This window comes from Streptomyces sp. NPDC102490, from assembly GCF_044765285.1.
GTDB lineage: Bacteria > Actinomycetota > Actinomycetes > Streptomycetales > Streptomycetaceae > Streptomyces.
Map to the genome: position 1 here is coordinate 116638 of NZ_JBIWJU010000008.1, position 13864 is coordinate 130501.

The 13864-nt window shown below is 74.2% G+C and carries 13 protein-coding genes; 8 read left to right on the top strand and 5 right to left on the bottom strand.

The window, feature by feature from the left end; translation table 11 throughout:
* The first annotated feature begins 4 nt into the window (after positions 1-4).
* Complete coding sequence (locus tag ACIRGB_RS19595; RefSeq protein ID WP_403866262.1) at positions 5-1198, top strand: methyltransferase; 1194 nt, start codon at positions 5-7, stop codon at positions 1196-1198.
* Here ACIRGB_RS19595 and ACIRGB_RS19600 read toward each other — a convergent pair.
* Positions 1188-2072 carry a ketose-bisphosphate aldolase gene (locus ACIRGB_RS19600; protein ID WP_403866265.1) on the bottom strand — a complete coding sequence of 295 codons (885 nt, stop codon included), beginning with the start codon at positions 2070-2072 and terminating at the stop codon, positions 1188-1190. The genes ACIRGB_RS19595 and ACIRGB_RS19600 overlap by 11 nt on opposite strands.
* 34 nt (positions 2073-2106) lie before the next feature.
* Positions 2107-2988: an SIS domain-containing protein gene (locus ACIRGB_RS19605; RefSeq protein ID WP_403866268.1), complete on the bottom strand. Its 882-nt coding sequence runs from the start codon at positions 2986-2988 to the stop codon at positions 2107-2109.
* Between the two features lie 127 nt (positions 2989-3115).
* Between ACIRGB_RS19605 and ACIRGB_RS19610 the strand changes: the two genes are divergently transcribed.
* Positions 3116-3895 (top strand): DeoR/GlpR family DNA-binding transcription regulator, encoded by a 780-nt coding sequence (locus tag ACIRGB_RS19610; protein WP_403866271.1) that lies wholly within the window; start codon positions 3116-3118, stop codon positions 3893-3895.
* 21 nt (positions 3896-3916) lie between these two features.
* On the opposite strand, the gene ACIRGB_RS19615 is transcribed toward ACIRGB_RS19610, so the two are convergent.
* A complete protein-coding gene (locus tag ACIRGB_RS19615) occupies positions 3917-4909 on the bottom strand; it encodes a hypothetical protein (RefSeq protein ID WP_403866274.1) in 993 nt (330 codons plus the stop codon).
* Between the two features lie 192 nt (positions 4910-5101).
* Here ACIRGB_RS19615 and ACIRGB_RS19620 point away from each other — a divergent pair, with 192 nt between their 5' ends.
* The 3 genes from ACIRGB_RS19620 (at position 5102) to ACIRGB_RS19630 (ending at position 8561) form a co-directional block, all read left to right on the top strand.
* The gene (locus ACIRGB_RS19620; protein WP_403866276.1) at positions 5102-5347 is read left to right on the top strand and encodes a heavy-metal-associated domain-containing protein; all 246 of its coding nucleotides are present in this window, start codon (positions 5102-5104) and stop codon (positions 5345-5347) included.
* A gap of 78 nt (positions 5348-5425) precedes the next feature.
* Entirely contained in the window at positions 5426-7687 is a 2262-nt protein-coding gene (locus ACIRGB_RS19625; protein WP_403866278.1) for a heavy metal translocating P-type ATPase, read from the top strand.
* 208 nt (positions 7688-7895) lie between these two features.
* On the top strand, positions 7896-8561 hold the full coding sequence (locus tag ACIRGB_RS19630) for a phosphatase PAP2 family protein (RefSeq protein ID WP_403866280.1): 666 nt from the start codon (positions 7896-7898) through the stop codon (positions 8559-8561).
* On the opposite strand, the gene ACIRGB_RS19635 is transcribed toward ACIRGB_RS19630, so the two are convergent.
* Both ACIRGB_RS19635 and ACIRGB_RS19640 read right to left on the bottom strand, forming a co-directional pair.
* Complete coding sequence (locus tag ACIRGB_RS19635) at positions 8534-8986, bottom strand: phospholipase (RefSeq protein ID WP_403866283.1); 453 nt, start codon at positions 8984-8986, stop codon at positions 8534-8536. The two genes, ACIRGB_RS19630 and ACIRGB_RS19635, sit on opposite strands and share 28 nt — an antisense overlap.
* Before the next feature lie 112 nt (positions 8987-9098).
* Positions 9099-10232, bottom strand: coding sequence for a Gfo/Idh/MocA family protein (locus ACIRGB_RS19640; RefSeq protein ID WP_403866286.1), 1134 nt, complete (start codon positions 10230-10232; stop codon positions 9099-9101).
* Positions 10233-10442: 210 nt separating this feature from the next.
* Here ACIRGB_RS19640 and ACIRGB_RS19645 point away from each other — a divergent pair, with 210 nt between their 5' ends.
* The 3 genes from ACIRGB_RS19645 to ACIRGB_RS19655 all read left to right on the top strand — a co-directional run bounded on the left by ACIRGB_RS19645 (position 10443) and on the right by ACIRGB_RS19655 (position 13845).
* Complete coding sequence (locus ACIRGB_RS19645; protein ID WP_403866289.1) at positions 10443-11045, top strand: Dps family protein; 603 nt, start codon at positions 10443-10445, stop codon at positions 11043-11045.
* Between the two features lie 11 nt (positions 11046-11056).
* The gene (locus ACIRGB_RS19650) at positions 11057-12130 is read left to right on the top strand and encodes an ABC transporter permease (protein ID WP_403866292.1); all 1074 of its coding nucleotides are present in this window, start codon (positions 11057-11059) and stop codon (positions 12128-12130) included.
* A 512-nt stretch (positions 12131-12642) separates the two neighbouring features.
* A complete protein-coding gene (locus ACIRGB_RS19655; RefSeq protein WP_403866295.1) occupies positions 12643-13845 on the top strand; it encodes a cysteine desulfurase-like protein in 1203 nt (400 codons plus the stop codon).
* Positions 13846-13864 lie beyond the last annotated feature (19 nt).

Here is a 13864-nt window from a genome sequence, read left to right on the forward strand (position 1 = left end):
CACGATGAACGACCGCAGCACGAACGACCGCAGCGACCGCGACGCCCGCCTGGACGACCGCCTGACGACGCCCTGGGGCGAGCACACGCTGTCCCGCTTCCCCGAGGACCCGCGTGACCGGCTCCGTGCCTGGGACGCCTCCGACGAGTACCTGCTGGGGCACCTCGCGGAGCGGGAGGTCCCCCTGGACGGCACGGTCGTGGTCGTCGGCGACCGCTGGGGAGCGCTGGTAACGGCGCTGGCGGCGCACCGGCCGGTGCAGATCACCGACTCCCACCTCACGCGCGAGGCGACGCGGCTCAATCTGGAGCGCAGCGGTGCCGAACCGGGCTCCGTGCGCCTGCTCACCACGCAGGACCCGCCGCCGGACCGCGTCGACGTGCTCCTGGTGCGGGTGCCGAAGAGCCTGGCGCTGCTGGAGGACCAGCTGCTGCGGCTGGCGCCGTCGCTGCACGGGGGCACGGTCGTGGTCGGCACCGGGATGGTGAAGGAGATCCACACCTCGACGCTGCGGCTGTTCGAGCGGATCGTCGGCCCGACCCGGACCTCGCTGGCCGTGAAGAAGGCCCGGCTGATCTTCGCGGAGCCCGATCCCGCGCTGAAGCGGCCCGCCAACCCCTGGCCGCTCGGCTACCGGCTCCCCGACGACGTCGGACCGCTCCTCTCCGGCCGGCCGGTCGTCAACCACGCCGGGGTCTTCTGCGCCGACCGCCTCGACATCGGCACCCGCTTCTTCCTCCGGCACCTGCCGGGCCCCGGGAGCTTCAGGCGGGTGGTGGACCTGGGCTGCGGCAACGGTGTGGTCGGTACGGCGGTGGCGCTGGCCGATCCCGAAGCGGAGCTGCTGTTCACCGATGAGTCGTTCCAGGCCGTCGCCTCGGCCCGGGCGACGTACCGGGCGAACGAGGTGGCGGGCCGGGCGGAGTTCCGGGTCGGCGACGGGCTGGCCGGGGTGCCGGACGACAGTGTCGACCTGGTGCTCAACAACCCGCCGTTCCACTCCCACCAGGCGACGACCGACGCCACGGCGTGGCGGATGTTCACCGGAGCGCGGCGGGTGCTGCGCCCCGGCGGCGAACTGTGGGTGGTCGGCAACCGGCACCTGGGCTACCACGTGAAGCTGCGGCGCCTGTTCGGCAACAGCCGGCTGGTGGCGGGCGACCGGAAGTTCGTGGTGCTGAAGGCGGTCAAGGAGTAGCGGGAGCAGGGGGGACGGGCGCGGTCCGGGTGACCACCTCGATGAGCGTCGCCACCGTCCGGACCATGGCCTCCCGGCCCGCGGTGAGGTAGCCGCGCGAGTCGACCGCGTCGGGACGGGCGGCGAGGTGTTCCCTGATCGCGCCGGTCATGGCGATGTTGAGCGCGGTGCCGACGTTGACCTTGGCGATGCCGCCGGTGACGGCCGCGGCGAGTTCGGCGTCCGGGACGCCGGAGGAGCCGTGCAGGACGAGGGGCACGTCCAGGGCGCCGCTCAGTTCCCTCAGCAGGTCGTGGTCGAGGGCCGCGGTGCGGGTGATCATGGCGTGGGAGCTGCCGACGGCGACGGCCAGGGCGTCCACCCCGGAGTCAGCGACGAAGGCGCGCGCCTCGGCGGGGTCGGTGCGGGCACCGGGGGCGTGCGCGTCGAGCGGCGGCGCACCGTCCTTGCCGCCGACCTCCCCCAACTCGGCCTCGATCCAGAGACCTTGGGAGTGGGCCCAGTCGGCGGCGGCCCGGGTCGCCGCGAGGTTCTCGGCGTACGGCAGCCGGGCGGCGTCGTACATCACGGAGCTGAACCCGGCGTCCGCCGCCTGCCGCAGCAGGCCGTCGCTCTGCACGTGGTCGAGGTGCAGGGCGACGGGCACGGCGGCGGCCTCGGCGGCGGCGAGCGCCGCGCGGGCCAGGGGCAGCAGGCGGCCGTAGCGGTACTTCACGGCGTTCTCGCTGACCTGGAGGAGGACGGGCCCGCGCACGGACTCGGCGCCCGCGACGACGGCCTCGACGTGCTCCAGGGTGATGACGTTGAAGGCGGCGACGGCGGAGCGCTCGGCCGCGGCACGGCCGATCAGGTCGCCGGTGGTGGCGAGGGGCACGGTCTGTTCCTTACCGGGCGTCGGGGGGTGGGTGTCAGGGGGCGAGGACGACCGAGCGGGTCAGGTGGCGCGGGCGGTCCGGGTCGAGGCCGCGGGCGGCGGCGACGGCCACGGCGAGCCGCTGGGCGCGCACCAGTTCGGCCAGCGGGTCCAGCTCACCGGGCACCCACAGCGCGCCGGTGTCGCGGACCTGGTCGGCCAGGCCCGCGGGCGCCTCGCCGAACATCCAGGTCGCCGTGCCCGCGGTGCTGATGCTGATGGGGCCGTGCCGGTACTCCATCGCCGGGTAGGCCTCCGTCCAGGACAGGGATGCCTCGCGCATCTTCAGGCCCGCCTCGTTGGCCAGTCCGACGGTCCAGCCCCGGCCGAGGAAGGTGAACTGGGTGCACGCGGCGAGCCCTTCGGGCAGCTCGGCGGCGAGCGCGGCGCGGGCGTCGGCGACGACGGCGTCGGTGTGCAGGCCCAGGTGGGCGCGGAGCAGGGTGAGCGCGGTGGTCGCGAACCGCGTCTGGACGACGGACCGTTCGTCGGCGAAGTCGAGGACGACCACGTCGTCGGCGGCGGTCATGACGGGCGTCGCGGGGTCGGCGGTGAGGGCGACGGTGCGCGTGCGGTCCTTCAACTCGGTGAGCAGCGCCAGCACTTCGGTGGTGGTACCGGAGCGGGTGAGGGCCACGACCCGGTCGTACGCCCGTCCCCGCGGGAACTCGGAGGCGGCGAACGCGTCGGTCTCGCCCAGGCCCGCGTCCTCGCGCAGCGCCGCCGCCGACTGCGCCATGAAGTACGAGGTGCCGCATCCGACGATCGCCACCCGCTCCCCCGCCGCCGGCAGCGCCGCCGTGTGGCGTGCCGCCTCCTCGGCGGCGCGCGTCCAGCACTCGGGCTGGCTGCCGAGTTCGTCCTCGACATACGTCATGTCGCACACTCCCCGAAAAACTCGTTGATTGTTCCTGCAAGGTATAGCGATCTTTCGAGCACGATCAAGCAATCTGCCGAAGAGTGCGGTGCGCTAGGGTCGGCGGGATCGAGGGACGGAGGCGCGGATGTCGCGGGACGCCCGCTGGAAGGCGCTGCTGGAACTGCTCGTCGAGCGCGGCCGGCTGGACGTCGAGGAGGCGGCGACCGAGCTGGAGGTCTCGGCCGCGACGATCCGCCGCGACTTCGACCGGCTCGCCGAACAGCAGATGCTGGTGCGCACGCGTGGGGGCGCGGTCGTGCACGGGGTGTCGTACGAACTGCCGCTGCGCTACAAGACGGCCCGCCGCGCCTCGGAGAAGCAGCGCGTCGCGCAGGCGGTCGCCGCCCTGGTGGCGCCCGGCGAGGCGGTGGGGCTGACCGGGGGCACGACGACCACGGAAGTGGCGCGCGCCCTGGCCGTGCGCGCCGACCTGGCCTCCGGTGCGCCCGCGCTGACCGTGGTCACCAACGCGCTCAACATCGCCAACGAGCTGGCCGTCCGGCCGCAGTTCAAGATCGTGGTGACCGGCGGTGTGGCCCGGGCGCAGTCGTACGAGCTGATCGGGCCGCTCGCGGACGGGGTCCTGGGGCAGGTGACCCTCGACGTGGCGGTGCTGGGCGTCGTCGCCTTCGACGTCGCGCACGGCGCCGCGGCCCACGACGAGGCGGAGGCCGCGATCAACCGGCTGCTGTGCGAGCGCGCCGAGCGGGTGGTCGTGGCCGCCGACTCCAGCAAGCTGGGCCGGCGGGCGTTCGCCCGGATCTGCCCGACCGAGTCGGTGGACACGCTGGTGACGGACGGTGCGGCCGACCCGGAGCTGGTGCGCGGGTTCGAGGAGGCCGGGGTCCGGGTCGTCACGGCCTGAGGGGTCCCGGCGGGGTGCCGGTCAGTGCCCGTGGCCGTCGGAGTGCTCCGGCGGGGCGGTCGGGGCGGTCTCCGTCGCGTCCGGCGCCGACCCGGCGCGCACGGTGAACGCCGCGGTGTGGACCTCGTCCCCGTGCCGGAAGTCCAGGAACAGGCGGTAGGTGCCGTCGCTGGGCGCGGTGGCCGTGAAGGAGATCTCCGGGCCGGGCTCGGTGGTGCCGTCGCCGGGTGCGCCGTTCGGGTGGACGTGGAGGTAGGCGAGGTCGCCGGAGCGCAGGGCGACCAGGTGGCCGTAGGCACCGAGGTAGGGCTGGAGGTCGCTCACGGGTTCGCCGTCGCGGGACACCTTCAGCGTCAGCTCGCTCGCCGTGCCGGGGCGCAGGGAACCGGCGAGTTCGACCTCGTAACCGTCGGCCCGGGCGGTGCGGTCAGGGGCCGGCAGCCGCGCCGGTTCGTAGCGGCCGGAGGCGGCCAGGTCGGCGCCGAGGGTGAGGTTCTGCGCGTCCTTGCCCGCCGGGGTGAAGTCGGCGAAGACGCGGTAGCCGCCCGCCGCGGGCAGGTCGACGGGCGTGCTCCAGGTGCCGTCGGCGGCACGGGTGGGGTGCAGGTGGCGGTAGGTGACCAGGTCGCGTGAGGCCACGACGAGGTGGAGTTCCTTGTCGTGCTCCCGCCTGTACGCGGTGACCGCCTCGCCGCTCGCGTCCCGGACGGTGAAGCGCAGTTCGGTGCGCTGACCGGCGGTGACGCGCGGGGTGGCGAGGTCGAGGGTGTAGCCGCCCTCGGAGATCGCGAGGCCGCCGGCCGGGGCGCCCTCGCTCTCGTGTGCCCCGTGGCCGCCGCCCTCCTCCGGCCGCGAGGTCTCCTCGCCCGGGCCGCGCCGCTCGTCGTGCTCGTCGTGGGGCGCGGGTGCGCTGTCCGCGACGATCGGGTCCATTCCGGTGCCGACGCCGTAGGCGGTGCCGAAGGTCGCGGCCAGGGCGGCGGCGAAGGCGGTGATCCTCAGTCCGGTGTGCATGACGGTCGTCTCCTCGGCTTGCGGGCCTCCAGGTCGTCCCGGAGACCTCTCCATGCACGTCACCATACCCCCAGGGGGTACATAGTCAAGGCGTGACGACGCTTGCTTTACGTACCCCCCAGGGGTATACATGGAACCCGTCCGGCGGGTACCCCCGCCCCGTATCCACCTGCACGACCTCCGGAGGAAGCCATGTCGTCGAACGTCACCACGCCCGCCGTCACCCCCGTCAGCACCACCTACGCCGTCGCCGGCATGAGCTGCGGTCACTGCGTCGCGACGCTCACCCGGGTGATCGGCGAGCTGGACGGTGTCACCGGGGTCGATGTCCAGCTCGACACCGGCCGGGTCACCGTCACCGCCACCACCGGGCCGGACGACGCCGCGCTCGCCGAGGTGGTCGACGAGGCCGGCTACGAGCTGACCGGCCGCGTCTGACCGCCCCGCCCTCCCCCGCCGCACCGCCGGGACCCGCGACGCCGGGTCCCGGCCGACGACCCCGCATCAGGAGCAGCCATGACCACCAGTACGACCAGCGCACCAGCCGAGGTGGAACTCGCCATCGGCGGCATGACCTGTGCCTCGTGCGCCGCCCGGATCGAGAAGAAGCTCAACCGGATGGACGGGGTCACCGCGACCGTCAACTACGCGACGGAGAAGGCGAAGGTCAGCTACGCCGGTGACGTGTCCGTCCCGGAGCTGATCGCCACGGTCGAGGCGACCGGGTACACGGCCCGCGAACCCGAACCGGTGCGCACCGGCGCCGAGTCCGGGCCGGCGGGCGCCGAGACCGCCGACGAGCTGCGCCCCCTGCGGGAGCGGCTGGTGACGGCGGTGGTGCTGGCGGTCCCGGTCATCGCGATGGCGATGGTGCCGGCGCTGCAGTTCGCCAACTGGCAGTGGTTGTCGCTGACCCTGGCGGCGCCCGTGGTGACGTACGCGGCCTGGCCCTTCCACAAGGCCGCGTTCACCAACGCCCGGCACGGCGCGGCCACCATGGACACCCTGATCTCGGTGGGCACGTCGGCGGCGTTCCTGTGGTCGCTGTGGGCGCTGTTCCTCGGCACCGCGGGCACGCCCGGCATGACCCATCCCTTCGAGCTGACCATCGCCCGCGGCGACGGCTCCGGGAACATCTACCTGGAGGCGGCGGCCGGGGTGACCGCCTTCATCCTCGCCGGGCGCTACTTCGAGGCCCGCTCCAAGCGCAAGGCCGGCGCCGCGCTCAAGGCCCTGCTGGAACTGGGCGCCAAGGACGTCGCGGTCCTGCGGGGCGGCCGTGAGGAGCGGATCCCGGTCGGGGACCTCAAGCCCGGCGACCGTTTCGTGGTCCGCCCGGGCGAGAAGATCGCGACCGACGGCACGGTCGTCGAGGGCACCTCGGCCCTCGACGCGTCGATGCTCACCGGTGAGTCGGTGCCGGTCGAGGTCGGCGTGGGCGACGGGGTCACCGGAGCGACCGTGAACGCGGGCGGCCGGCTGGTGGTCGAGGCGACGCGGGTCGGCGCGGACACCCAACTGGCGCGGATGGCCAGGCTGGTCGAGGACGCCCAGAACGGCAAGGCCGCCGCCCAGCGGCTCGCCGACCGCATCTCCGGTGTCTTCGTCCCCGTCGTGATCGCCCTCGCGCTGGCCACCCTCGGCTTCTGGATCGGCAACGGCTCCGGACCGACCGCCGCGTTCACCGCCGCCGTCGCCGTCCTGATCATCGCCTGCCCCTGCGCCCTGGGGCTGGCCACCCCGACCGCGCTGATGGTCGGCACCGGGCGGGGCGCCCAGCTCGGCATCCTCATCAAGGGTCCCGAGGTCCTGGAGTCCACCCGCAAGGTCGACACCATCGTCCTGGACAAGACCGGCACCGTCACCACCGGCCGCATGACCCTGCTCGCCGTGCACACGGCGGAGGGGACCGAGGAGGCCGAAGTCCTGCGGTTGGCCGGGGCCCTGGAAGACGCCTCGGAGCACCCGATCGCCCGGGCGGTGGCCGCGGGTGCCGTCGAACGGGTCGGCGCCCTGCCCGCTCCCGAGGACTTCGCCAACGTGCCCGGGCTCGGCGTCCAGGGCGTCGTCGAGGGCCACGCCCTTCTGGTGGGCCGCGAGCAGTTGCTCGCCGAGTGGGCCATGGAGCTGCCCGCCGGGCTGGCCCGGAGCAAGGCCGAGGCGGAGCGGGCCGGCCGTACCGCGATCGCCGTGGCCTGGGACGGCGAGGCCAGGGCGGTCCTGGAGGTGGCCGACGCGGTCAAGGACACCAGCGCCGAGGCCGTCACCCGGCTCCGGGCGCTGGGCCTGACGCCGGTCCTCCTCACCGGCGACAACCGTGCCGTCGCCGAGGCGGTGGCCGCGGAGGTCGGCATCGCTCCCGAGCAGGTGATCGCCGAGGTCATGCCCGAGGACAAGGTCGCCGTCGTCAAGCGCCTCCAGAGCGAGGGGCGTTCGGTGGCCATGGTCGGTGACGGGGTCAACGACGCCGCCGCGCTGGCCCAGGCCGACCTGGGGCTCGCCATGGGCACCGGCACCGACGCCGCCATCGAGGCGGGCGACCTCACCCTCGTGCGCGGGGACCTGCGCGCCGCCGCCGACGCCATCCGGCTGGCCCGCAGGACGCTCGGCACCATCAAGTCCAACCTGTTCTGGGCCTTCGCCTACAACGTCGCCGCCCTGCCGCTCGCCGCCGCCGGACTCCTCAACCCGATGATCGCCGGGGCGGCCATGGCCTTCTCCTCCGTCTTCGTCGTCGGCAACAGCCTGCGCCTGCGGGGTTTCAAGGCCGCGGACTGACCCACCCGCCGCGCACCGGGCCGTCGGCCGGCTCCGCGAGGGCCGGCCGACGGCCCGCCGGTGCGTGGCCCCGGCCGGGCCGGCCCGCACCGCCCGGACCGGGCTCCGCTCCCTCCCGGCGTCCCCCGGACGGGCCCCGCCCACGCGCCGCCGGGCCCGCGGGCAACCAGCATGGTCCGGGTCCCCTCTCCCCGTGGAGCAGGAGCCCATGACCCACCCGACCCACGCCGACGGCGTCACCCGTGACCCGCTCGGGCCGCCTCCCGGTCCTCGGTCCGCGCCCCGGCGTGCCCTCGCGGCCGTGCTCGGAGAGCTGCGCGCCGTGGACGGCGCGCTGTACGCGGCGGTGGCCGCCACCTCCACGCCCGCGCTCGACCGGGCGCTGCGGCGGCTGTCCTACGCCGCGGACCATTCGAAGATCTCGCTGGGGATCGCCGCCGCGCTCGCGCTGGGCGGTGCGCGGGCGCGGCGGGCGGCCCTCGTCGGCGTGGGGGCGGTCGCCGTGGCGTCGGCCGCGACGAACCTGCTGGGCAAGCGGCTGGTGCACCGGGCGCGTCCGGACCGGGAGGCGGCGCGGGTGACGGTGGACCGGTATGTGCCCATGCCCGCGTCGGCGTCGTTCCCGTCGGGGCACACGGCCGCGGCGGTGGCCTTCGCCACGGCCGTCGGCGTCGTCCTGCCCGAGGCCGCCGTGCCGCTGGGCGCGCTGGCGAGCGCCGTCGGCTACTCCCGGGTCCACACCGGCGTGCATTATCCCGGTGATGTCGCCGCGGGCGCCGTCCTGGGCATCGCCAGTGCGGCGGCCGCGCTGGCGGCGGCGTCGGCTCGGGTGCCCGGCCGGGCTCGTCAGCCGAGCACCTTCACGGCCTGGTAGTACGTCCAGGCGGTGCTGTTGCAGGCGGTCTTGGTGGCGCCGCCGTAACCGGCGCAGACGCGCTTGAGGTCCTCGTAGAAGGCGCTGTCGATGCGGGACTTGTTGGCGCTGAAGGTGCCCGCCGCCTTGTAGTTGCGGTAGCCGAAGTCGTGCCGTGCGCAGGAGGTGCTGAAGGGGAAGCCGAACGGGTTGTCCGGCGAGGTGGAGCAGTAGTCGGTGGTCCAGTCGAAACCGTAGGCCGACCAGGCGGACGTGTTGGCCCGTGCCGCGGTCCAGGCGTTGTAGCTGGACGCGCTGGTCTGCGTCCAGCTCGCGAGTACCTGCGCCTTGTCGGCGGGAGCGGCGTCGGCGGCCGCGGCGGTGGTGACGACGGTGGTCACGGCCAGGGTCGCGGCGGCGAGTCCGGTGGCGAGTCTGCGGTGCATGCCCACACCTCCATGAGGAAGCGGCCCGGATCTCGGGCCGCAGGTTCATGTCAAGATGATGCGCAGGTGCACCCCCTGTTCACACCTCTTTCGATCCAACTCGCTGTGAACATCACGCCTTTGCGGCGTGTCGCGCCCGCCCTCCGGGGGCCCAGCCGGGGTGGTCGCCGTGCATCGCGCCGTAGAAGGGGTCCCCGGCGGTGATCTCGCCCGCCCGCACCGGACGTCCGGTGAACGCCGCCTTGTACAGGGCGGCGGCGAACTCCAGCGTGGTCCGGGCCTGCGGGCCGCTGCCGGGCGGGCGGACACCGGCGTCCCAGGCGTCCAGTACGGCGCCCAGCTGCGCCGTGTGCGAACTGGGCACGTCGGCGGCAGGGGTGCGCCAGGCGGCGGCGCGCGCGGGCGCGACGTGCCGGGCCGGGGTGTAGGTCCAGTCGTCGTTGCGATGCCCGTACAGGTGCGTCAACTCGACGGTAGCGTCGGCGCAGTCGACGCGTATCCGGCTCGTCTCGTCCGGGGAGAGCACGCTGTTGACGACGGTGGCGAGGGCGCCGCTCTCGAAGCGCACCAGGGCCGTGGAGACGTCCTCGCTCTCGGTGTCGTGCACCAGGCGCGAGGCCATGGCCCGTATCTCCGCCCAGGGGCCGAGCAGATGCAGCAGCAGGTCGTACTGGTGGATGCCGTGGCCCATGGTCGGGCCGCCGCCCTCGGTGGACCAGCGTCCGCGCCACGGCACCGCATAGTAGGCGGCGTCGCGGTGCCAGGTCGTCTGGCAGTGCGCGACCAGCGGGGCGCCCAGTTCGCCGCTCGCGATCAGTTGACGGGCGTGCGCGGCGCCGGAGCCGTACCGGTGCTGGAAGATCACGGACGCGTATGCCCCCGACGCCTCCTCGGCCGCCGCGATGTCGTCGTACTCGGCCAGGGAGAGGCACAGCGGCTTCTCGCACAGCACCCAGGCCCCCGCCCCGAGCGCGGCCACCGTCTGCTCCCGGTGCAGCGACGGCGGCGTACCGACCAGGACCAGATCGGGCCGTACGGCGTCCAGCATCGCGCCCGTCGACGAGTACCCGGCGACGTCGCCGGGCGCCTGCGCGCGGAAGGCGTCGAGCCGCGCGGGGTCCACGTCGACGGCGGCGACCAGTTCGGCGCGGTCGGCGTGGGCGGCGAGGGCGGGCAGGTGACTGCCGGTGACGATGGCACCGGTGCCGACCACGGCGACCCGGCGGCGGGCGGGACGTGGAGCCATGCGGTCCTCCTCGGACGGCGACGCGCGCGGCATGCGCACACCGGACAGAAAGCGCTTTCAGACTGGGCCGACCCTAAGCGGGGAGCGATGGTCCGGACAACCCCCACCGTTTGCGGGCCGGGCGTGCGGCTGGTCGACTGTCGCGGGGGGACCGGGACCGGCGGTATCGCGCCGGCCCACCCGTCAGTCCTCTCCGGAAGGAGTCCAGGCGTGAGTTCCCCGAAGCCGAAGTCCTCGTCGACCGCGGAGCACCGGTCGGACGGCAGCCAGCCCTGGCTGCACCAGAAGGGCCGGATCATTCAGGAGTTCGGCACCGTCAAGCAGTTCCCCGTGGCCCTGACCATGGAGACCCGGCTCTACTCCTGCCAGCGGCTCAACAAGGTCCTGGCGGACACCCGGATCCTGCACGATCTGTACAAGAAGTACCACTGGCTGATGCGCGGGGCGACGTTCTACCAACTGCACCTGCTGCTGGACAAGCACGCGGGTGAGCAGCTGGAACTGATCGACACCGTCGCCGAACGCGTCCAGACGCTCGGCGGCGTCGCGGTCGGCGACCCCCGGCACGTCGCCGAGATCACCACCGTGCCGCGCCCGCCGGACGGCGTGGAGGAGGTGCCGTCGATGCTCTCGCGGCTCCTGGAGGCGCACGAGCTGATCCTGACCGAGTGCCACGACGCGGCGGCCCGCACCCAGGAGTACGGGGACGACGGCACCAACGACCTGCTGGTCTCCGAGGTCGTGCGCACCAACGAACTCCAGGCGTGGTTCGTGGCGGAGCACCTCGTGGACACGCCGCTGGTCCACGCCTGACCCCGCCGGACATGGCACACACGTCACAGGACGCCGACGGCAGCCCGCCGGTGCGCGGGCGGTGGTCCGCGTTCCGGCAGTCGCCGTTCTGGCCCGCCACCGTGCTGGTGCTGATCCTCGCGGCCGCGGCGGGCCTCTTCGCGGGCTCGTACACCTACTCGATGGCGAACCCGACGCCGCGGCTGATCCCCACGGCCGTGGTCGGCTCCTACGACAAGGCGGGCGGCCGGGCCTTCCTGTACGGCCTGGAGAAGGCGCTGGACACCTCGGTGCGGGTGCATCCCTACAAGACGCGCGCCGCGGCCCGCCAGGCGATCGAACAGCAGGAGGTCTTCGCGGTCTTCGAGCTGCGCCACGACGGGCGGGACGCCGTCCTCGACGTGTCCGGGGCGTCCGGCGCGTCGGTCGCCGAGCTGCTGGAGCAGACGGCACCGGCCGTCGGGAAGAAGGCGGGCGTCCAGGTCACCGTCCGGGACGTCAATCCCCTTCAGCAGGGTGACCCGCGCGGGCTGGCGATCTTCTACATCTCCCTGGCCGCCGTGATCATCGGCTTCGTCGGGGCGATCCAGCTGAGCGTGCACGCGCGGGCGCTCACCCCGGTCGAACGCATCCTGTTCACCGCGGCCTACGCGCTGCTCGGCGGGTTCGTCATCGCGGCGGCGGTGGACTGGCTGCTGGGGGCGGTGGACCTGCCGTTCGCCGAGTCGTGGCTGATCCTGGCGCTCACGATGTTCGTGTCCGGCATGGTCTTCACCATGTTCAACACCCTGTTCGGCCGCTGGGCGATGCTGCCGACCTGGGGCCTGATGGTGATCATCGGCAATCCCTCCTCGGGCGGCGCGGTGTCCTGGCCGCTGCTGCCGTCGCCGCTGGGGGTGATCGGCCGGTGGCTGCCGCCCGGTGCCTCGGTCAACGCCCAGCACACCGCGGTGTACTTCCAGGGCCACCAGCACGCGTTCCCGTTCCTGGTGCTGGCCGGGTGGGCGCTGCTGTCCTGCGCGGTCTTCTGGATCTGGCGGCACCGGCATCCCGGGGGCCGGGAGAAGGAGCCGCCGGACGCCGAGCCGGAGGCCGCCGCGTCCTGACCGTCCGCCGGTGCCCAGGGGGAGGTCGGGGCACCGCAGGCCCTCTCGCGTGCGCGCTCGGGGCCGCTCAGCGGGGAGAGGAACGCGCCGCCGGTGCCGCGCGGCCCGGTCCGGCGCCGCGCGCTCACGGGGCGAACCGGCCCGATCCGATCCGGGGCTTCGCCCTTCCCGTCCTCGACGTGGACACCGGTGACCGGCGACCGGCGACCGCGGTCGGCTGATTCGACGCGCCCGCCGAGCAGACCCGGGCCGCGGTGGCGGCGCGGGAGGCGGACGTGACCGTGTCCGGCCGCTCCGGGATGCCGGGCGTGACCGCCGCCTCGCCGAACGCCTTGCCGCCGAGGGCCCCTTCGCTCCTGTCGTCGACCCCGCCGGGGCTGCGATCATGTGGCGGGAGTCGCAGACGCGGCTCGGGGTGCGGCCCGGCCGTACCGCCCGCCCGCCGCCGCGGCCGAAGGACCGCATCGCCCGACCTCCTCCCCCGTCCGGACCCACGACCCTGGAGTTGCACCATGGCCCTCGACGTCGCCGCGATCCGCGCGCACGTGCCCGCCCTGAAGTCCGGTACCGCGCGGTTCGACGCGCCGGGCGGTACGCAGACACCGCAGCCGGTGATCGACGCGATCGCGGCGGCGCTGACCGCCCCGCTCGCCAACCGGGGGCGCACCACGGAGGGTGAGCGCAACGCGGACCGGATCGTCGACGGGGCCCGGTCCGCCCTCGCCGACCTGCTCGGCACCACCCCGGGGACGGTCGTCTTCGGGCGCAGCGCCACCCAGCTCGCCTACGACCTGTCCCGCACCCTGGCCAAGGGCTGGGGACCGGGCGACGAGGTGGTGGTCACCCGGCTCGACCACGACTCGAACATCCGGCCGTGGACGCAGGCGGCCGAGGCGGCGGGGGCACGCGTGCGGTGGGCGGACTTCGACCCGGCCACGGGCGAGCTGCGCCCCGAGCACCTCGCGGCGGTGCTGGGCCCGCGCACCAGGCTGGTCGCGGTCACCGCCGCGTCGAACCTGATCGGGACGATGCCGGACCTCCCGGCGCTGGCGTCCCTCGTCCACGCGAGCGGGGCGCACTTCCACGTCGACGCGGTGCACTACGCCTCGCACGCCGTGGTGGACCTGGCGGCGACCGGCGCGGACACGCTGGTGTGCTCGCCGTACAAGTTCCTCGGCCCGCACCTGGGCGTGCTGACCGGCCGGGCCGAGCTGCTGGAGTCGCTGCGCCCGGACAAGCTGCTGCCGTCCGCCGACACCGTGCCCGAACGGTTCGAACTGGGCACGCTGCCCTACGAGTTGCTGGCCGGTGCGAGCGCGGCGGTGGACTTCCTGGCGGGGCTCGACCCGGAGGCCGGGGGCTCCCGCCGGGACCGGCTGGCCGCCTCCTTCGCGGCGCTGGAGGCGCACGAGGACGCGCTGCGCGAGCGGATCGAACGAGGGCTCGCCGACCTCGGCGGGATCACCGTGTACTCGCGGGCCGCACGGCGCACTCCGACGCTGCTGTTCACCGTGGCGGGCCTGCGCCCGGCCGACGTCTACCGGCAGCTCGCCGAGCGCGCGGTCGACGCGCCGGCCGGTTCCTTCTACGCCGTGGAGACCGCGCACCGCCTGGGCCTCGGCGACGAGGGCGGCGTGCGCGTCGGTCTCGCGCCCTACAGCAGCGCGGAGGACGTGGACCGGCTGCTGACGGCGCTCGGCGCCCTGGAGCGCTGAGGCACACCCCGCGGAACGC

What these genes read in the sequence shown, in the direction of transcription:
- ACIRGB_RS19605 (WP_403866268.1), bottom strand. Translation starts at nt 2,988, where the DNA reads ATGACGTATGTCGAGGACGAACTCGGCAGCCAGCCCGAGTGCTGGACG.
- ACIRGB_RS19635 (WP_403866283.1), bottom strand. Translation starts at nt 8,986, where the DNA reads ATGCACCGCAGACTCGCCACCGGACTCGCCGCCGCGACCCTGGCCGTG.
- ACIRGB_RS19595 (WP_403866262.1), top strand. Translation starts at nt 5, where the DNA reads ATGAACGACCGCAGCACGAACGACCGCAGCGACCGCGACGCCCGCCTG.
- ACIRGB_RS19655 (WP_403866295.1), top strand. Translation starts at nt 12,643, where the DNA reads ATGGCCCTCGACGTCGCCGCGATCCGCGCGCACGTGCCCGCCCTGAAG.
- ACIRGB_RS19630 (WP_403866280.1), top strand. Translation starts at nt 7,896, where the DNA reads ATGACCCACCCGACCCACGCCGACGGCGTCACCCGTGACCCGCTCGGG.
- ACIRGB_RS19620 (WP_403866276.1), top strand. Translation starts at nt 5,102, where the DNA reads ATGTCGTCGAACGTCACCACGCCCGCCGTCACCCCCGTCAGCACCACC.
- ACIRGB_RS19650 (WP_403866292.1), top strand. Translation starts at nt 11,057, where the DNA reads ATGGCACACACGTCACAGGACGCCGACGGCAGCCCGCCGGTGCGCGGG.
- ACIRGB_RS19625 (WP_403866278.1), top strand. Translation starts at nt 5,426, where the DNA reads ATGACCACCAGTACGACCAGCGCACCAGCCGAGGTGGAACTCGCCATC.
- ACIRGB_RS19610 (WP_403866271.1), top strand. Translation starts at nt 3,116, where the DNA reads ATGTCGCGGGACGCCCGCTGGAAGGCGCTGCTGGAACTGCTCGTCGAG.
- ACIRGB_RS19615 (WP_403866274.1), bottom strand. Translation starts at nt 4,909, where the DNA reads ATGCACACCGGACTGAGGATCACCGCCTTCGCCGCCGCCCTGGCCGCG.
- ACIRGB_RS19640 (WP_403866286.1), bottom strand. Translation starts at nt 10,232, where the DNA reads ATGGCTCCACGTCCCGCCCGCCGCCGGGTCGCCGTGGTCGGCACCGGT.